Origin of the sequence: Paraburkholderia tropica, assembly GCF_900109265.1 — a bacterium.
GTDB lineage: Bacteria > Pseudomonadota > Gammaproteobacteria > Burkholderiales > Burkholderiaceae > Paraburkholderia > Paraburkholderia tropica.
In genome coordinates this window covers 1-18,251 of the sequence record NZ_FNZM01000035.1, presented here as the reverse complement: position 1 = coordinate 18,251, position 18,251 = coordinate 1, and the positions used below count along the sequence as shown (strand labels likewise).

At 60.8% G+C, this 18,251-nt stretch carries 15 protein-coding genes and 2 pseudogenes; 6 read left to right on the top strand and 11 right to left on the bottom strand.

Annotation, left to right across the window (positions count from 1 at the left end):
• The first annotated feature begins 18 nt into the window (after positions 1–18).
• Positions 19–1,635: a GMC family oxidoreductase gene (locus tag BMY06_RS36245; RefSeq protein ID WP_074987652.1), complete on the top strand. Its 1,617-nt coding sequence runs from the start codon at positions 19–21 to the stop codon at positions 1,633–1,635.
• Between the two features lie 165 nt (positions 1,636–1,800).
• Complete coding sequence (locus BMY06_RS36240; protein ID WP_074987651.1) at positions 1,801–3,147, top strand: MFS transporter; 1,347 nt, start codon at positions 1,801–1,803, stop codon at positions 3,145–3,147.
• 128 nt (positions 3,148–3,275) lie between these two features.
• Here the strand turns inward: BMY06_RS36240 and BMY06_RS36235 are convergent, their stop codons facing one another.
• The 3 genes from BMY06_RS36235 to BMY06_RS36225 all read right to left on the bottom strand — a co-directional run bounded on the left by BMY06_RS36235 (position 3,276) and on the right by BMY06_RS36225 (position 6,330).
• Positions 3,276–4,034, bottom strand: coding sequence for an IclR family transcriptional regulator (locus BMY06_RS36235; RefSeq protein ID WP_260696523.1), 759 nt, complete (start codon positions 4,032–4,034; stop codon positions 3,276–3,278).
• 185 nt (positions 4,035–4,219) lie between these two features.
• On the bottom strand, positions 4,220–5,044 hold the full coding sequence (locus BMY06_RS36230) for an alpha/beta hydrolase (RefSeq protein ID WP_074987649.1): 825 nt from the start codon (positions 5,042–5,044) through the stop codon (positions 4,220–4,222).
• A gap of 932 nt (positions 5,045–5,976) precedes the next feature.
• Positions 5,977–6,330 carry a hypothetical protein gene (locus BMY06_RS36225; protein WP_124263369.1) on the bottom strand — a complete coding sequence of 118 codons (354 nt, stop codon included), beginning with the start codon at positions 6,328–6,330 and terminating at the stop codon, positions 5,977–5,979.
• Between the two features lie 131 nt (positions 6,331–6,461).
• Between BMY06_RS36225 and BMY06_RS40590 the strand changes: the two genes are divergently transcribed.
• From BMY06_RS40590 to BMY06_RS36205, 4 genes are all read left to right on the top strand, one after another.
• On the top strand, positions 6,462–6,764 hold the full coding sequence (locus tag BMY06_RS40590; RefSeq protein WP_341809785.1) for a hypothetical protein: 303 nt from the start codon (positions 6,462–6,464) through the stop codon (positions 6,762–6,764).
• An 872-nt stretch (positions 6,765–7,636) separates the two neighbouring features.
• Entirely contained in the window at positions 7,637–8,377 is a 741-nt protein-coding gene (locus BMY06_RS36215) for a HipA family kinase (protein WP_074987647.1), read from the top strand.
• Positions 8,374–9,216: a DUF3037 domain-containing protein gene (locus BMY06_RS36210; protein WP_074987646.1), complete on the top strand. Its 843-nt coding sequence runs from the start codon at positions 8,374–8,376 to the stop codon at positions 9,214–9,216. The genes BMY06_RS36215 and BMY06_RS36210 overlap by 4 nt, the downstream gene beginning before the upstream one ends.
• Before the next feature lie 484 nt (positions 9,217–9,700).
• Positions 9,701–10,216 (top strand): hypothetical protein, encoded by a 516-nt coding sequence (locus tag BMY06_RS36205; protein ID WP_074987645.1) that lies wholly within the window; start codon positions 9,701–9,703, stop codon positions 10,214–10,216.
• A gap of 15 nt (positions 10,217–10,231) precedes the next feature.
• On the opposite strand, the pseudogene BMY06_RS36200 reads toward BMY06_RS36205, so the two are convergent.
• From BMY06_RS36200 to BMY06_RS36165, 8 genes and pseudogenes are all read right to left on the bottom strand, one after another.
• A pseudogene (locus BMY06_RS36200) lies at positions 10,232–10,816 on the bottom strand (IS66 family transposase); the annotation flags it as partial.
• A gap of 124 nt (positions 10,817–10,940) precedes the next feature.
• On the bottom strand, positions 10,941–11,957 hold the full coding sequence (locus BMY06_RS36195; RefSeq protein ID WP_080180723.1) for a tyrosine-type recombinase/integrase: 1,017 nt from the start codon (positions 11,955–11,957) through the stop codon (positions 10,941–10,943).
• Positions 11,954–12,922, bottom strand: a complete 969-nt coding sequence (locus BMY06_RS36190) for a tyrosine-type recombinase/integrase (RefSeq protein ID WP_074987644.1) — start codon at positions 12,920–12,922, stop codon at positions 11,954–11,956. The genes BMY06_RS36195 and BMY06_RS36190 overlap by 4 nt, the downstream gene beginning before the upstream one ends.
• Positions 12,919–14,088 carry a site-specific integrase gene (locus tag BMY06_RS36185; protein ID WP_244144462.1) on the bottom strand — a complete coding sequence of 390 codons (1,170 nt, stop codon included), beginning with the start codon at positions 14,086–14,088 and terminating at the stop codon, positions 12,919–12,921. The genes BMY06_RS36190 and BMY06_RS36185 overlap by 4 nt, the downstream gene beginning before the upstream one ends.
• 825 nt (positions 14,089–14,913) lie before the next feature.
• Positions 14,914–15,915 (bottom strand): annotated as a pseudogene (tnpC, locus tag BMY06_RS36180) (IS66 family transposase); the annotation flags it as partial.
• Between the two features lie 31 nt (positions 15,916–15,946).
• Positions 15,947–16,297 (bottom strand): IS66 family insertion sequence element accessory protein TnpB, encoded by a 351-nt coding sequence (gene tnpB / locus BMY06_RS36175; RefSeq protein ID WP_074987642.1) that lies wholly within the window; start codon positions 16,295–16,297, stop codon positions 15,947–15,949.
• Positions 16,273–16,764, bottom strand: coding sequence for a transposase (locus BMY06_RS36170; RefSeq protein ID WP_074987641.1), 492 nt, complete (start codon positions 16,762–16,764; stop codon positions 16,273–16,275). Before BMY06_RS36170 ends, tnpB begins: the two co-directional genes overlap by 25 nt.
• Positions 16,765–17,129: 365 nt before the next feature.
• Positions 17,130–18,158 (bottom strand): IS110 family RNA-guided transposase, encoded by a 1,029-nt coding sequence (locus tag BMY06_RS36165; protein ID WP_074987640.1) that lies wholly within the window; start codon positions 18,156–18,158, stop codon positions 17,130–17,132.
• Positions 18,159–18,251 lie beyond the last annotated feature (93 nt).

Below are 18,251 nucleotides of genomic sequence, written 5' to 3'. Positions count from 1 at the left end.
CGCGTGACTAGCCACACCATGGAAACTTTCGACTACATCGTGGCGGGCGGCGGCTCGGGCGGCTGCACGGTTGCGGCGCGTCTCGTCGAGGCGGGCTGTAACGTGCTGCTGCTCGAAGCGGGCCCACGCGACAATCACCCGTTCATCCACATTCCGGGCACGTTCATCCGCGTGCACGGCACGCGCCGCACGTGGATGTATCGCACCGATGCGCAGGCGCACGTGAACCACCGCGAGGTGTACATCCCGCAAGGGCGCACGCTGGGCGGCGGCAGTTCCGTGAACGCGATGATCTATATTCGCGGCCAGCAGCAGGATTACGACGACTGGGCCGCCGCGGGCGCGACGGGCTGGCGTTTCGCCGATGTCTTGCCGTATTTCCTCCGCGCCGAAGGCAATCAGCGACTGGGCGCGCCGCTGCACGGTCAGGACGGGCCGCTCACGGTGAGCGATGGCACGCATCGTCATCCGTTGAGTCTTGCGTTCGTGAAGGCGGCGATGGAAGCGGGCGTGCCGTACACCGAGGACTTCAACGGCACCCACCAGGAAGGCGTCGGTTACTACCAGACGACGACCGAAGCGGGCCGCCGCTGCAGTTCGGCGGTCGCGTATCTCGGTCGCGTGCGCGGCCGGCAGAACCTGAGCGTGCGCACCGGCTACGAAGTGGAGCGGCTGGTGTTCGAAGGGCGCCGCGCTGCGGGCGTGATCGCGCGCGCCGACGACGGCAGCCGCCACGAAATTCGTTGCCGCGAGGAGGTCGTGCTGAGCGCGGGCGCGCTGGCTACGCCGAAGATCCTGATGCTTTCGGGAGTGGGCGACGGCGTTCATCTGCGCGAGTTGGGCGTAGGCGTGCTACATGATCTGCCCGGCGTTGGCCGTAACTTCCAGGACCATCTTTCGGCTTCGGTGTATGGGCGCACGCGCGAGCCGGTCAGTTTGCTCGGCCACGATCGCGGCGTGAAGGCGCTGCGTCACGGCCTGCAATACGTGGCGGCGCGGCGCGGGTTGCTCACGTCGAATGTGATCGAGAGCGGCGCTTTCGTCGATGCCACTGGCTGTGGCCGCCCGGACGTGCAGTTCCACGTCGTGCCCGCGCTGGTCGGCGACGTGGATCGCGCGCCGCCGCAAGGTCACGGCATCTCCGTGAATCCGTGCGCGCTGCGGCCGAAATCGCGCGGCGCGCTACGTTTGCGCAGCGCCGATCCACACGACGGTTTTTCGCTCGACGCGGGTTTTCTTTCCGACGAAGCCGATATGCGCACGATGGTCGCGGGCGTGCGCTTCGCGCGGCGTATCATGCGCGCACCGTCGCTCGCGGGGCTGCTCGACGGCATGCTCATGCTGCCCGATACAGCCGACGATTCGATCCCCGAAAGCGTGTACGAAGACTACGTGCGCTCGGTAGCGAAAACGGTGTTCCATCCGGTCGGCACTTGCAAGATGGGGACCGATACACAGGCTGTGGTCGCGCCGGATTTGCACGTGCATGGGCTGGAAGGACTGCGTATCGCCGACGCATCCGTCATGCCGTTGATCGTGAGCGGCAACACCAATGCACCGACCATCATGATCGGCGAGCGTTGCGCAGACTTCATGCTCGCGCAGCGCGAAGCCGGCGCACGTCGCACGGCCTAGCGCGGCCCGGCCTGACGCGGTGCGATTTAAAACACGTCGATGCGAAGACCGGCGGAAGCGGCCAGAGAGCCGCGCCGCCGGTCGCGCGAACCGTAGCAAGCAGCAAACGCCACACACCTAAAAGCCGTACACGAGACAGCACATTACGCAGTCGAGGAGACACCCATGAATCTGCTTTCCCGCCCGACGTTCGATTCAGCACGCGACTGGGCGCTCTACAACCGCATCGCGCGGCGCATCCTGCCGTTCCTGTTTTTTCTCTACATCATTTCGTTTCTCGACCGCGTGAACGTCGGGTTTGCGAAGCTGCAAATGGCCGCCGATATCGGCCTGAGCGACACCGCGTTCGGCTTCGGCGCGGGCGTGTTCTTCATCGGCTATTGCCTCTGCGAAATTCCGAGCAACCTGATGCTGCAGCGCTTCGGTGCGAAGTTCTGGATCGCACGCATCATGGTGCTATGGGGCATCGTCTCCTCGTGCATGCTGTTCGTGCATACGCCCACGGCGTTCTACATGCTGCGCTTTCTGCTCGGCATTTCGGAAGCGGGCTTCTATCCGGGCATCGTGCTGTATCTCACGTACTGGTTCCCGACCTACGCACGCTCGCAGGCGATGGCGTATTTCAATCTCGGCATCGCACTCGCGGGCGTGTTCGGCAGTCCGCTCTCGGGCTGGATCATGCAGACGTTCGCAGGTGTGGGCGGGCTTGCGGGCTGGCAGTGGCTGTTTCTGCTCGAAGGCTCGCCGGCGATTCTGTTCGGCACCGTCACGTATTTTTATCTCGACAACGGCCCCGGCAAGGTGCACTGGCTCAGCGCCGAAGACAACGCGCGCGTGACGTCGCAACTCGCGGCGGAGCGCGGGGCGAACGAACGCGACGGCGCCCGCCACGACTTCGGCGCCGCGTTCACGAACGCGGGCATCTGGTGCCTCATCGTCACGAACTTCACGTTGCTGTGCGGCACCTACGGCGTGTCGTTCTGGATGCCGCAGATCGTGAAGAACCTGGGCGTGCGCAGTCTCTTCACGACCGGTCTGCTCGCCGCCGTGCCGTTCGCGGTCGCGGCCGTGGTGATGATCATCGTGAGCAAGCATTCGGACCGCACCAAGGAGCGCCGCTGGCACGGCACGATCGCCACGGCGCTTTCGGCAGCGGGTCTCGCATTCAGCGCGTGTTTTCACACGCAGCCGTGGCTCTCGCTGATCGGCCTGAGCGTGGCGATGGCGGGCGGTCTTTCGGGCTTCTGCGTGTTGTGGGCGCTGCCGGGCGTGCTGCTGACAGGCCAGGCCGCCGCCGCCGCGATCGCGCTGATGGCGATGATCGGCAATCTGGGCGGCTACGCGAGTCCGTTCCTGATCGGCTGGCTGCGCGACCGCACGGGGCATCTGGAAAGCGGGCTCTATGCGCTCTCGGTGGTCACGCTCGTAGGCGCGCTCACGATGGCCTGCGTGCCGCAACTGCGACAGCGACGCGCGGCGCAGCGCAGCGTGGTTAGCGACACGCCGGCGTGACACGTGCTTAAGGTGGCCGACGTCGATGCGGATACGGCGCGGTTTGCTGCCGTATCCGCATCGCGCGTTTCAACATCGACTCTTCATCGACGCCTTCGTTGATGTCGTCACTACCGCGCCCGGCAATTTCAACCGTTGAGAGCTGGCCCGGCCGGGTCGCGGCGCAGATCGCTGCCCTTGTAGCTCAGATTCCATGAAATACGGAGCGCCGTGCGTACGAGCGGGTCGACGATCGCGGCGGGCGGCGCCTTCGGAAGGTACTGAATGCTGCCCACGAGCGCGAGCGTGCCGATCGCAAAACCGGTGCTGTCGAGCAGCGGCGCGGCCACGGCGCTGATACCGAGCGTTTCCGCTTCGTGGGCCACGGCGTAGCCCGCCTCGCGCGTCGAGCGCACCACGGCGTCGAGCCTGGCGTGCGCGGTCACGGTGTGCGGCGTGTACGCCTTCAATTCCTGACGCTTGAGTTGCGCGCGCAGTTCGGGCCGACCGAACGCGAGCGCGACATAGCCCTGCGCGTTCGCGTGCAGCGCGAGGTTGGTGCCGGGCCGCACGCCGATCTCGAGCGGCGCCTTGCCGACCACGGTGGCGAGCACCGTCAGCTCACGCGCGCCGAGCCCCGAGAGCACGACCGACATGCCCAATTCCTCGCGCAGATCGCGCATGGCCGCTTCCGACGCGCTCAGCAAGTCGATGCGCGAGGCCGCCGAGCGGCTCGGCAGATACACCTTCACGCCCGGCCGGTAGCGCGAGGTCACCGGGTTCTGCGCGAGATAGCCCAGTTCCATCAGCGTTTGCAGATGGCGAAAGATCGTCGCCTTGGTCGTATTGAGCCGCGCGGCGAGTTCGCTCACGCCGATGTCGTCCGACGCCCCAACGACGCTTTCCAGAATGTCGAAAGTCAGACAACGGCGTGTGACCTACTTATTCAAAGTGCATGGGCGAGCCAAAGTGCCATGCACATGTTCGCAAGTACTCGCTTTGCCTGGCGTCGCTGCTAAGGCGAACAAGCCCTCCGATGAGGCTTACATCCTGTTGGATGCTTGAAGTCACGCAGCCGTCTTCAGTGGCGATCCTACGACAATCGAGCGAAGCTCAATATGTCCTGATTGAGCCGATCCTTATGCGTGTAGTAGAGAGCATGATAGGCGCCTTCGTAGACAACAAATTTTGCGCCTGGAATTAGCGACGCGGACTTCTTGCCTGAAAGTTCGATTGGCACAACAGGGTCTGCGCCGCCGTGAATGACCAAAGTTGGGATGTCGAACTTTACCAGGTCGGGACGCAGGTCGGTTTCCGAAAAGGATGCAATGCAGTCATGGGTTGCCTTTATGCTCGCTTTAATTGCCATATCGAATGTCCAGTCGAGCATCGCCTGTGTGACCGCGGATGGGTCACGATCGGCCCCGGTAAAGGCGCGACCAAAATTAACCAGAAATTCGGCGCGATCTTTAAGTGTACCGGCCCGTAGCCCATCGAAGACGTCTCGGGGAACCCCTGCCGGGTTGTCGGCCCGTGCCACTAGTAGAGGGGTGGTAGCACTAAGCAAAACGACCTTGGCAATACGCTTCGATCCATGAGTCCCGATGTACCTTGCAACTTCCCCACCGCCCATTGAGTAGCCGACCAGGATGGCGTCGGTGAGGTCGAGCTGCCTGATCAATTCGTCCAGATCACTGGTAAGAGTATCGTAGTCGTAGCCCGACCACGGCTGGCTAGAACGCCCGAAACCGCGACGATCATAGGCGATCACTCGGAATCCATTGCTGGCGAGAAAGAGCGCCTGGTATTCCCACATGTCGGCGCTCACAAGCCACCCGCCGACCAGGATGATAGGCTGACCGGTACCCCAGTCGTTGTAAAAAATCTCCGTACCGTCAGGCGTAGTGATGCGGCTCATTTGCGAGTTCCCTGTCATGATGGATGGGCATTGCCACGATGTCGCTGCTGTCGGCGCATCGCTCGCGGAGGAGCGTCGCGCTACGCTTCAAGCAACAGCGCCAATGATAGTTTTGGTAGCAAATTAAGAATCTGAAATGTTCTTAATGGCCCTGGCGCAAGCGGCGTAGAGTAAGGATTGCGCGCCCCAACGGGTGAAGGCGCAAATTGGCGTGTGTTATCGAGATCTTAAGGTGGCGTGCACTGCGAGCGAGGTGTTAGCTGCCTATTCCTCCTTGGGATCGCTTCGTCACCTCTTCGAAAGGGTTGCAGTGCCGGGCGTTTGAGCCCGTTGCGTGTGGACGGAAGCGACGCGGAAGACCCGGCTGCCGTCGCCGTGTGTCGCACCACGCCTGGCACGTACAGCTATACGGCCCGCGCGCTGGACGAAACCTTTGTCGTGCTGAGCGGCACGGCGCTTTGTCAGGTCGGCGCCGGAGAGGAAAAAGAAATCGGTCCGGGAGCGATTGTCACATTGCGACGGGCGATATGATTACGCTGAAGATTCATACAGAACTGCGTAAGGTTGCAACGGCGACTCCGAAACCTTGCCGCAATTCGTCGAATGGCAAGGCGCTCGTGGGCCGTAGGGGTGCCACATCGTGCCACGCGCGATGTGGAGCGCGCAGGCGGAGATCCACTCGCTGCAGGCACAACTGGGCGACCAGCTGCACCAGACGGGTATGCTGGATGGCGTCTGGAGGCGATGCGCGTGAGCCTCGCGGCGCAGACAGGAACTGGATTCCTGCGACAGCAGGTGGTGCGTCCGGGCGCTGTCGCACGCCGCGATCTCATCGAAGTCAGCTGCGGCGGTTGAAAACCGGGCGTGAGGGCATGAGCAGGGCATACGCCGATGCCCAGAATGGTGTGTGCGGTAGTCCGGCATGACACGCCTTAATCTTCGCTTTCCAGCCAGGCTCGCAGTCGCGCGATTTCGAAAGCGCGCCGACGCTCCGGAACACCCCTGCGGGTTAGCCAGCGTTTCGAGGTCGAGTGCCAGGCATCGATGTCGAACCACGTCCAGTCGCCAACCTGGCGTTTGACTACCCGGGTGGTTTCCACGCCCGGTGTCTCGGACTCGACGAGCAGCATGACCCTCGCCTTTGCATTCGCGAAATTGTCTTTCTGCACGGAGAGCGCGAAAGGTGGCATTGCCCCGGGGGACGTCGTTTCGCGTCCGGCAGGGGGGCGGTCTTCCGGGTATTGCTTGGCCGGGTAGCTGTCGGCGTCTACTTGTTGCGGTGTCATGGCGGGAACGGGAGGGTCCGGCATGAGAAGCGTACCGCTCACCTGCCGCGCATGTTCTGCGAGACAGATGGTTCGATTGCGGAATATGTGAGGAAGATTTTAGCGTGTGTTTAAAGCGCTGAGCTCAAAGCGTGCACAATCCGGTAGTGACTCCTTTACCGTCGGGCGGCTGTTGGCGTTGGCGATGCCGACTGTGGTGTCGTAACCGTTTGCAGAGTATTTGTGTGGCCAAGATATTCATTAAGCGGAAAGAGGCAATCCGCCTTTTGATCAGGACGCGATCAACGATCCCGGACGGGGGGCGCGTCCCGCCAACCGATGGCGATAACGCCAAGGTTGCTGCTCTGGACAGGCTCCTGCTCGACGTTCGAGCCGGTCGAACCGACGAATTTCGTCTCGACGAAGATGGGCCACGCATCGTCATTACGAACTAGCTACGGAGATTGCGATGACGCCAGCAAACTGGCTTTCAGTTTTTACCCGGATGCGTGAAGTGCAGCAAGCCGGGGATATTGATCGGCTGTGCACAGATTTATCCGGGCTTCTTGTGCCCCTTCGGTGCATGACGACGAAGAGTGATTTGTCCCTATAACGGCCGATTATTCTTGCCACAGAACATGGAAATATCATCAGGCGTTAGCAAGCCCACTCTGAGGCGCTCTTCCTTTTTGCCGCAGACGCGTTCTGCTTTTTTGGGGCGATAAATTCAAAATCAGCTGCCATGCCTCATCGGGCACTACCAGATTTACTTCTGGAATGGAACAGGTTTCACTTCGTCGGACGCGTGAACCGCGCAGGGCTGCGTCTCTCCTTGCGGGCATTGCATGGACCCGACACATTGGCGTCCGGCGCTACGCGCTGCGGCTGGCCGCGCGGGACGCCGACGTCGCCCAGGCCGATCTCGTCGCTCACGTGCGCCGCGTCGCTCGCCGTCGCGGGGCTCGACGCGCGAAGGTCTCCTTACCAGCCGTGCGCGACGCGCGGCAGGGCGGGTTGTTCTGACTCTGGAGCCGCTGACGCGTTGAGGACCACAGGGGGGAAGGTTGAATGACGCACGGCCGGTTGAGCCAGGCGGATGTAGTCAATCCGGGCGGCCGCCCGGAGGGGATATGGCGGCTTCCCGTTAAAATATCTGGGAGATTGCGAACGCGCCGTGGGCGCTGGACGCCGAGCGCGGACGCAGCAACGAATATAAAGAGCCAGAGGCATGAGAGAAACATGAGTCGACGAATTTTAGGGGGCTGCACGGTGACACGCCCGATCGCCATACGCGCTGCGTCGGAGCCTCTCGGAACTGGACGCGCTGATGATTAACGGGGAAGTGGTCCAGATCGTCGAAATTCAGGCGCGCTCGGTTCAGGGGCGCACGCTCCCGTTCCGTTGCCGCGGCGCGGACGGTCGACTCTACTACGTGAAGGGGCGCGACGCTGGTCGCCAGAGTCTCATCGCCGAATGGCTGGCCTCCAGCCTGGCACTGGCATTTGGTCTGCCCGTTGCTGAATTCCGGATCGTTGAAATCCCGGAAGAAATGGAATGGCTTGGCTTACCTGACTTTCAGGACCTTGGGGTGGGTTATGCTTTCGGGTCGGTGATTGCTGACAGTGTCATCGACCTCCCATTTGGTTTTGTCGACCGTGTTCCGGATCAACTGCGCCGGGATGTCGCGGTGTTCGATTGGTGGGTCAAAAACGACGACCGCACGCTGACGAGCCTTGGTGGAAACGTGAACCTGCTGTGGCATGTGGTTCAGCAGGAGTTGATCGTAATCGACTACAATCTGGCGTTCGATGACACATTCGACCCCAGACAGTTCCTCGCTGGGCACGTTTTTGCGGCAGACTGGAACAGTGTGTACCAGGACTTCATTGCGCGGCCGGCCTACGAGACACGGATGCGCACCGCACTACGCCGGTTTGAAGAGGCGTGCGACAAAATGCCCGATGACTGGCTGGAGGTCGCACCTGGAGTCCCGGCACGTTTGACACCAGATAAGGTCAAACATGTATTGGATCGAGTCGATTTAGCAGATTTCTGGAACAAAACATGAAACACGCATGCAGATATGCTCTCGTGCGGTTCATGCCATACCCTGAAACAGGAGAGTTCGCCAACGTCGGGGTTGTGGTGATGAGCCCAACCGCACGCTTTTTTGGTTACAAGCTTCTTGACCGGGTAGGACGTATTACCGCGTTCTTTGATGAACTCGACGTCACCGTGTACAAGCGGGCGCGCGACACTTTCCGCAACGAACTTTTCCGTATCGGTCAGATGATTGAGCGTGCGTTCATCGGCGCGGTGAACGGCCCGAGCGCGGAGTTCGTCAACTTTGCGTTTGATGAGCTTTCTCGTCCTCGCGAAGCGATCATCTACGCCGATACGCCCCGCGGTGCGATCGTTGCAGATCCACGGATCGCGCTCGAGGAGTATTTCGACTATTACGTTGGGCGGTCGTTCGCGACCCCCGTCTATCAGGAACGGATGGTCGAGCAACGCGTGAGAGGAATTCTGAAGGCCGTCGACCTGCAGAAAGCCTATCAGACACGCGTCCTTGGTCTGGACATCCAGGCGAGGGTTCCGTTCGTCAAGGTTGACGAGACGGATCGCGCTGTTCGCCTGATCAAGCCGCTGGACCTTGATCGAAGCGATCCAACACGTCTCTACGATCACGGCTGGGAGTGGCTGGGCAAGATCAAGAAGTTGCGTCGTGACAAGCAGCTATACGGTGACGCGTTGTTTGTCGTCCGCCCGCCTGAAAGCCGGTTCGATGCAAGTGCAGCGGTTTACGCCGACGTTAAATCCGAACTTGAGCGTGCCGACATTCAGGTTGCCGAAGAAACGGAAGTCGAACGTATAAAACGATTTGCCGCTGAGGCAGAGCATTCCTGAGTGGTGGCCCTGCACCTTGCGGGGCTTTTTTTTCGTTCGCACGAAACGTTCATCACTCTCTCTCCGCGCCTAAGCCCGGACCCCGCCGTGCGCCTGACACCCACAATTGGCAAAGCTCGGCTTGCGGCGTTGGGTAAGCGGTAAGAGCCTCAGTTGGGCCGTTCGTCCATTCGCGTGCGCGTAAGGCAAGATGGTGACTGGAACTGCCAGTCAGGAAGAGGGATCTGGCGGACTGCCTGGTGTGTGCAGCTTGTCGGCCACACGCCAAGGCAGAAGTTCGTCGATGCGATTGATTGTAAGCGGTCCGTGAATCACACCTCTCAGTGGATCTGCCTTCCTATCGGGACGCGTTTGGCATGGTGATCGGTGCGGCTTAAGGCACTTTTCTGACAGCAAGCGAACCGGGACTGTGCGCCTGTCCTTGAATGACGCGCGCCATCTGGAATAATTCGTCTATACCCGATCACAAGAGGCGCAACTCGCCATGCAACGCACCCACATTCGCCAGCGCCCGATGCCGACCCGCCCAGCGGGAGGCACGCTGCCGCTCGGTTCCATTCTTGGCTCGGTCCAGATTCCGGGTGACGTTATTCGTCTATCGGACGAACTAGCCAACGAGTTCTACACCGCCGCTGACGAAAGTGAGTTCTGCGGCGATCAGGTCGAAACCTATGCAATTCCGTCTTGGGCCAGTCGCAATGGTGCCGTGTGGCTTCCGGATCTCACTGCGCTCGGTTACCGTCGCGCCGACAGCGACTACCGGGGCCGTGAGGAACTGCTCGTGGCAACGGCCGCCGCCGACATGCACACGGACGATGAGGGCCTGGTACTTATGGTGGTGCTGCACAACGACGGCCTGACCTTCCGGCAAGGCAGGGTTCGCCATAAACCGAAGGCTGGCGACTGGTTCATATTCGACGATCGCCTACCTCATGGCGTGGACGAAGCGCCCGACCGAGCATCGTTCCTCGGGTGGAACATTCCGATCGTGCCACTCTGATCGCCGCATAGCGCGCTACACCTGCCGGCGAGGGGCTTCCTCTGCAGTAGGCATATCCCATGGCATGAGTGCCGCGTACTCATCGGCAGTGGATGTGCGCGGTAACTTCGTGAACAACCAGACGAGATAGCGATACGGTTCGATGCCGTTCGCCTTGCAGGTCTCGACGAGGGAGTACAGGTTGGCGCTGGCCTGCGCACCGGCGACTGTATCGGAGAACAGCCAGCCCTTGCGGCCAACGACGAACGGCCGGATCGCGTTCTCGCACAGGTTGTTCGAGATCGGCCAGTTGCCGTTTTCGACGTAGCGGACCAGTTTGGGCCACTGTCCGCTCATATACTGCAATGCCTTGCCGAGCAAACTCGACGGCACCACGGTAGGCAGATTCCCGACCTGCATGCGCTCGATGATGGCGAGCACGCGAGCGCTGTACCGGGCGCGCAGTCGCTGCCGGCGTTCAGGCTTCCACTTCGCACTGCGCGCTTCGGCAGCGAACAGCTTGCCGATCAGCGCCACGAAGCGTGTCGCCAGCAAGTCTGGCGAGCGAGCCGCCTTCGGTACCGACTCTCCAGCCTTGATGAAGCCGCGGCGCACGTGCGCCTTATGCGGAGCTCTACATAAGGCGCATTATCTCGAGCCCGATTTTATCTCGACAGAATCGGATCGCGGTCCATGTACATGGAGTAAATCGGAGGTGCGCACTCCGCATAAAGTTCGACCGCGATCACAAGGACTGTAGGAACGCGAGAAGATCGGCGTTGGGCTTCCATGGCTTTACATTCGCCGGTTGTATGCCAGCCTTCTTCCAGAACGCTCGCATGGCATCGACCTTCATCTGCAGGTTGATCGTGATGTACCGCCCTGTCGTTGTGACGCTGGTATGGCCAAGGTAATCACGGATCACGGTTACATCGGTTCCGGATTGCAGCAAGGCTACGGCACAGCTATGTCTAAGGACGTGGGGTGTGATGTGTTTGCGTACCAATGCTGGTTTCTGGTGACCTGCCGCAGTGGTGTATTTGTCAAGGATGTAGGCAACGCCATCGCGGGTGAGGGGTTGCCCGTGTCGATTGACGAATACGCACTGTCCGTCATCTCTTCGTGACATACCGCGCAGACGGTGCAACGCATTGGCGGTTTCCGGCCATAGCGGCAGCACGCGCTCCTTTCTTCCTTTGCCACGCAGCTGCACCTGCCTCGGCACGGTCAACTGCAGATCACCCCAACGAAGTCCCGTAGCCTCGCTGACCCTGGCACCACAATTGTAGAGAAACAGCAGCAGCGTGTAGTCTCGCCAACCATCGCACGTTCGTTTGTCTGGGATGCTTATTATTAGTCTTGCATCTTCCGGCTCAAGGTAAGTTGCTGGCACCTGTCGGGACTTTTTTGCTGGTATGGCCAATATCCGTATGTACTGTTGCGAGTGAGTCAGGTCGTTCCGCAACAGGTGTTTGAAGAAGCCACGGATCGCCGCGCGTCGGCAGTTGCGCGTCGCCGTTGAGTTTGATCGATCGGCCTCGATGTGATCGAGGAAGTGTGTAATCACGATGGCATCGAGGTCGGAGAGGCTCAAGGCAGCAACACTTCGACCGCTCTGCTCGGAAACGAACCTGAACAGCAACGTCAGTGCGTCCCGGTAGGCTCGAATGGTGTGAACACTGGCACCACGTTGCCGTGGCAGGTACTCGGTAAAGTACGACTGCACATGAGCGAAGAGGCCAGGTTGCGACAGGCGGTTCATGGCAGCCGACGCTTGCCGCGCGCACGTTGTTCAAAGCGTTGACTGGCCAGTTGCAGCAATTGCGGAGTGGCCTTCAGATAGACTTCGGTGCCCAGCACATTCTGGTGCCCGAGGTAGGCGGATAACAACGGCAGCTTCGCATGCACGTCCACACCTTCGACAGCCCACGCAGTCAGCCGGTGTACTGCAAAGGCGTGCCGGAACTCGTAGGGTCTGGCGCCGGAGCGTCCGCGTGGTGGCTTCAGACCGAAGCCGCGCAACAAGCTTCGAATCGCATCCGACGCTGCCCGCGAGGTGAGTGCTGAACCGTCGCGACGGATGAACAGTGTCAAGGGATCGTCAGCGCCGCTTGCCGATAGAACCGTCTCACGGCGGCGGATGTATTGCTGCAGTTCGTCGACGAGATCATCGCGGATTGCGAGGATGCGCGAACGCCCTTTGCTTCGTTGTTCCGTCAGAATGGCTCGACGCAGATCGACGTCCGCCATACGCAGTCTCGCGACCTCGCCGAGGCGCATCCCGGTGCAGTACAGCACGAGGATGAGCGCTCGCAGCATTGCTCCCCACATGTTGCGGCCTTCGTGGCGCGTCGCGGCGTTCAGAAGGGTTAGTATGTCTTCGCGGCTCAAGATATAAGGTACGAACAACGATTCCTTGACAGGTGCCAGGGCATGATCCGGCACGAAACTGCGTGGATCACTGCGGCGACGGTAGAGGCACAGCTGACGAACGACACCGAATTCATTCCCTAGCGTGACAGCTTTGCGACCATCAATCCTCGCCGCCCACTCTGCCACTACCCGATCTAGTGGTGCCGCACAATCGCCGTACCGGTCGCTTACGTAGCGCACGAAGGCGTTGAGCACGAACTCCGCGCGCACGTAGCCTATTCCCAAGGCTCGCTTGAACGCCAGGAAGTCCCTTGCGTCACGGGCCAGACGTGCGGCGGTAACCTTTGTGTTCATCGCGGTACCGGCAACGAGACTTCGCGCAGCGACTGTGTCGCGATGCGAAGGTAGGCCGACACCGATTCAGGATCGCGATGGCCAAGCAGATCCGAAAGCACTCGCGCCTTGGTGCCAACATCGAGTTGCCGTGCAGCGTTTGAATGCCGCAAGACATGACTACCTAGGTAGGGAGCCTGGATACCGGCGATCGCAGCATGCTTGATGAGGATGTGCCGTACTGCAGACGAAGCGGTGAGCGCGCCGAACGGTACCCTCATCTGAACAAACACATGCCGTGACGGTGTATGTACCGGGCGCCCATAACGCAGGTACCGCGCGAGCACGCTGGCCACTGACGGAAGCATCGGCAGAATGAAGCTGACGCCTGTCTTGGGACGAAACATCTGCAGCGTGCAGGCATTCCAGTCGATGTGCTGCAATTGCAGGCCGATCACTTCGCCGGCACCGAGGCCATAAGTGCTCATCATCAGCAGCAGCGCATGATCGCGCAATCCGCACGCCGTGCTCTTGTCCACGGCTCGCAGCAGTCGTTGAACATCCTCCCATGGTAAGGCTCGTCGGGGACGTTCGAAACGGGGTTGCACGGGCGAGATCACCGCATCGGCAAGGTCAACGCGAATCCGTCCGCTGAGCAGTAGAAAGCGAGCAAAGGATCTGACCGTACTGGCGATGTCGGCCGTCGTTGAGCGCGCACCTTGCTGGGCGCACGCGGTAAGAAACGTATCAATGTCAGGCAAGCTCAAGTGTCGCCAAGTCTTGCCGGAACGCCGCAGGTGTTCGAGGAGCTTGCCGACTTGGTAGAGCTTCTTGCGAATCGTTACCTCGGGGTTGCCACGATGCTGCTTGAGATGAGCAGCGTAGTCGCGCAGGACCGCTGTGGCAGGCACAGGGCAGCGCGCGACTTGCTTCCATGGTGGAACGGCTACGCCAATTACCTCGTAGACCCGGTGCAGTGCGCGCACAGACGAACCCGCAAGCGCGAGATTTGCAGTGGTGATTCCACGCGAATGCGCGTACCACACCTGGAAGCGCTGGACCGCGTCGTGCGTCAGTTCGTTGGGCTCGTTGAGCCCGAGCGCATCGCAGTAGCGTCTGAACCGGCCGATCCAATACAGGTACTGCCGAGCGGTGCTCGGACCGATGCTGGAGTCAGCGTGCCACACACGCAGGATGTCCCGGGAGGTGGGCGTGCGTTCAGGCTGTATTGACTGCTGAGATCGCGTGACCATACGACTGGTTGCAACTGGCGATTGTGTTGTCGACCAGGATAACTCGTCCGTTTGAGCGCGCCAGGCCCCATCTTGTGTTGGACGTCCCTGGTTACAACGTCTTGTTGTTGCGCCCGCCGGGACTGGAACCCCAGTGGTGCGGGTAGATGCGCGAGGTCACTACCGTCGAGATCAAGGCGGAGACGCGTCAGAAAGCCAGCATCGGCTACCAAGGGAGTCTCGGTATTGGCGTCTCTCAGGGCTTGGATAGCGCGCCGGACGGGCAAGATGCGACGACGCAACCAGCGAACCGCCGACGTGAGAGATATCTCCGGATCACGAATGCTCGAAGCAGTGGCCTCGATGCTCGGCAAACGAGTCGCCGCCGCGAACGCCTCTTCGATCTCGACAAGCAATCCGGGCATACGCGCAGCCAGAAAGTGCGGCAGCAGGCTAAAGGTGCAATGTCCTCGCGGGCAATACCAGCGCGCTACACGGACACCAGCGGGCTTTGCTCTCGCATAGCTTCCGTGCCGAGCGATGCCACAGCCACCCTCAGGATGCAGTGGACAAGCGGGCAGGTTTGCAACTGTCCACTCGCGCGCGGAGATGTAGGCTTCCACGTCGGAACTTGTACGCACGAGAATCTGCATGGCCGTTCCCAAGAGCGCCCGCGAGGAAGTAAGCGCAGGGAAATATTATGCCAAGCACACCGACATGTCATCGCTCGTGAGCTAAGGCCTCGGGCGTTACTCAACAGATAAAATCGGGCTCGAGATAATGTGCCCAGCATCCGAGATGCACGAGCTGGTGATCGTGGGCGATGCCGTTGTAGAGCTCATATCCGTCTGTAATCAGCACGGTGCCAGGCTGCACGCCGGCATAGAGCTTCTGCGCATGCTGGGCGCCGCGCCCCGGCGAGTACGAGAACATCCGCACAGGCGGCCCCGAGCCGTTGATCTGTGCCCAGAGGTAACTCTTCGCCTGCGGCCTTCGTCCCGGTTCCTTCAGCACTTGGAACGTCGTCTCGTCGCCGTAGATCAAGTCCGATTCGAGCAGCGCGTCGCGCATCAGGTTGATCACCGGCTGCGTGGCCAGTCCCACTCGCACTACACTGGCGGCCAGCGTGTTCGACGAGATGTCGCCGCCGAAGCGACGCAGCAGCGTGGCCTGGCGATACAGCGGCATTCCGTATTGGTACTTGCCGGTGATGATCCACGCCAGCGCGGATTCCGTGAGTAGCCCGCGCGGGATGATCCGAGCCGGTGCCGGCGTGACCTTGATGCCAAGATCGCAGCATGGGCACGCGTACTTGATCCGCTGGTGCTGAACGACACGCACCTGCTCGGGAATCACGTCGAGCTGTTCGCTCGTTTCCACGCCGATCTCCACGAGGGCATGTCCGTCATGCGCGCAGAACCGTTCAGACTCGGGCAGCTCATGCCGCACGACCTCGCGCGGCAGGTTCCGATCGAGTGGTTTGCGCCCGCGCTTGCCGCGCGTGTGGGCGGCGACCGACGTGCCCAGCACGTCTTCGCGCGCCGGCACGTCGGCAGTCGTCGCCAATGCCTCGGCTTCGTTGAACAGGCCGAGCTGGTCAGCGTGGCGAGACTCGCTCGATGCACCGAACAGTTCGTGCTTGTAGGCCCGCAGTTTTTCTTCGGCCAGATCGCGTTGTGCTGTCACGAGCCGAAGCTCGCCGCGCAGCGCATCGCGCTCGGCGATCGCGGCAATCAGCGCCTGATACTCTTCGGCGCTCAACATGACGGGAGCGTTCGGCATGGTCGATTAGACTTGGCCGTGCGCCCGGTGTTCAGCTCATTCGCTCGTAATATCGCTGCGGATGCTTCTGGATCACGGCCAGGTCGATACCGTCGAGCAGCCAGTGCAGTTGCTCAACGCTGAGCGTGATCGTATCGCCCCCGTTCGGCCAGATGAAGCGGTCGGCCTCGAGTCGCTTGAGCAGCAACCAGAAACCGTTGCCGCCCCAGCCGAGAATCTTGATTCGATCGCGACGGCGGTTACCGAAGACGAACAACGCAGAGGTCATCGGGTTCAGGCGCATCGCCTGTTCGACCAGGATCGACAGCCCGTTGATGCCCATGCGGAAGTCAACCGGATCACGATGCAGGTAGACCTTCAGCGCTTCGTCGAGCCGGAACACGGCAACCTCCCCAGCATCTGGACGATTGCCGCCAATTCATCGAGGCTCGCTTCGCCGAGATCGAATTCGACGCCATTGGGTAGCCGCACATGTAACGTGATCGCCATGAGCAACTCAGTCGATCGCGGCGGTGACGGCTGCCGTGAGGCCGACATCACCGGCACAAATGCAGACGGCGACTCGGGTGATGGACAACGGGACGTTGGCCCTGGAATATCGATGGGTACGCCGTCGGCCACAACCTCATCAGCCGATGGCTGCGCAAGTTGCCGTTGTTGATGGCTCGCGATCCATTTGCGCAACTGGTTCGGATTGACGTCGTGATCCATCGCCGTGCGAGCAATCGACACGCCAGGCCGCAAGCACAGCTCGACCAGTTCCTGCCGTGCTGCCTCGTCAAATTCACGTCGACCGTCTCGCTTGCGGCCGACTACGAGTCTGTTTCGAAGATTAGGTTGCTCTGTCATTGAGGTCTGAGTGCAGGTGTCCACGCGGACACCTAGCTTCTGACCTCCTGACCCTCATGGAAAGGGCGCTATTTATTGACCGTACATGGACGCCCCCGGTTTGCCAAGCTCGCAGTTGGTGAACGGTAGAAGGAAGATTGCACCCGTACATTCGGACTTTCGTTGTGAGACGGGCTCACTGTCCCTGATGGGTTTCGCTGGCCAGTTCCCTATCGCTTACGCGCACTCTCGGTGCCTCGGTCATTTTTGGGCTTCACCGGCCACGGTCTTACCTGCCTGCCATCACTTCGTGTTTGCCTGAGCAATCGGTGGTAGGGTTCCTCAGTTCCGTAACGACTTTGCTTGTTTCGATTTAACCTGTTTGATCACGCAGTACGTGGCGTGTAGCCTGGCTGGAAACTTCGCTCATGGACAAGCAGCGCCCACACGGTACGAGCCGTTTTGTTCGCTAAGGCAACAGCGGCCACATTCTTGTTACGACGGGCCGTGACGTTAAAAACCCAACAGTTTGGATCGGCTTTCTGCGTCGCCCGATAGATCACCGATCTGGCTCCATGGATCAACATGGTCCGCAAATACGCGTCACCACGCTTGCTCATGCCCAGGAGGTTCTGCTTGCCGCCGCTGGAATGTTGGCGTGGAACGAGCCCCAACCAGGCAGCAAGTTGCCGGCCGTTGTCGAAGTTCTTCGCATCGCCAACGGTTGCCACCAGAGCGGTTGCGGTGAGAGGGCCGATTCCTGGTACCTTCTCGAGGCGCTGGCTCACTGCATTGTCGCGGTGCCAGGCCTTGATTGCAGCTTCAATCTCGTCGACCTGGCGATGCAGCAATTGCAGATGCTCGAGCAGTCGGTTGATCAGCAGGCGGAACGAGCCCGGCAACGCATTGCTGGCATCTTCGATGAGCTCGGGTACTCGCTGGGCGACATAGGCGATGCCCTGCGGCACAACGATTCCGAATTCGCCGAGTAGGCCACGAATCTGGTTCGCCTGCGCTGTGCGGGCCTTGACGAAACCCTGGCGAACGCGGTGCAGTGAAAGCACCGACTGCTGCTCAATGTTCTTGATCGGCACGAATCGCATCGACGGCCGACCAACCGCTTCGCAAATGGCTTCGGCGTCGGCCGCGTCGTTCTTGTTGCTTTTGACGTACGGCTTCACGAACTGAGGCGCCATCAACTTCACCGTATGCCCGAACATCTGAAGTTTGCGCGCCCAATGATGGGCGCTTCCGCACGCCTCCATGCCGATCAAACACGGCTGCAAGTTGGCAAAGAACGTCGCGACCTGTTCCCGACGAAGCTGCTTACGAAGCAGAACCTTGCCGTGCTTGTTCACCCCGTGGACCTGGAATACGTTTTTCGCCAGGTCAATGCCGATCGTTGTAATCTCCATGGTGGGCGCTCCCGCTGTTCGAGTGGTTGACGACACCTCCACTCTGGCACATCAATGCCTTTATAGGTGGGGGCGTCCATCCCATTGCTTACC

Bases quoted from the DNA above. Each gene is read 5' to 3' on its own strand.
- BMY06_RS36245 (WP_074987652.1), top strand. From the start codon at position 19: ATGGAAACTTTCGACTACATCGTGGCGGGCGGCGGCTCGGGCGGCTGC.
- BMY06_RS36240 (WP_074987651.1), top strand. From the start codon at position 1,801: ATGAATCTGCTTTCCCGCCCGACGTTCGATTCAGCACGCGACTGGGCG.
- BMY06_RS36230 (WP_074987649.1), bottom strand. From the start codon at position 5,044: ATGAGCCGCATCACTACGCCTGACGGTACGGAGATTTTTTACAACGAC.
- BMY06_RS36225 (WP_124263369.1), bottom strand. From the start codon at position 6,330: ATGACACCGCAACAAGTAGACGCCGACAGCTACCCGGCCAAGCAATAC.
- BMY06_RS36215 (WP_074987647.1), top strand. From the start codon at position 7,637: ATGATTAACGGGGAAGTGGTCCAGATCGTCGAAATTCAGGCGCGCTCG.
- BMY06_RS36210 (WP_074987646.1), top strand. From the start codon at position 8,374: ATGAAACACGCATGCAGATATGCTCTCGTGCGGTTCATGCCATACCCT.
- BMY06_RS36205 (WP_074987645.1), top strand. From the start codon at position 9,701: ATGCAACGCACCCACATTCGCCAGCGCCCGATGCCGACCCGCCCAGCG.
- BMY06_RS36195 (WP_080180723.1), bottom strand. From the start codon at position 11,957: ATGAACCGCCTGTCGCAACCTGGCCTCTTCGCTCATGTGCAGTCGTAC.
- BMY06_RS36190 (WP_074987644.1), bottom strand. From the start codon at position 12,922: ATGAACACAAAGGTTACCGCCGCACGTCTGGCCCGTGACGCAAGGGAC.
- BMY06_RS36170 (WP_074987641.1), bottom strand. From the start codon at position 16,764: ATGACAGAGCAACCTAATCTTCGAAACAGACTCGTAGTCGGCCGCAAG.
- BMY06_RS36165 (WP_074987640.1), bottom strand. From the start codon at position 18,158: ATGGAGATTACAACGATCGGCATTGACCTGGCGAAAAACGTATTCCAG.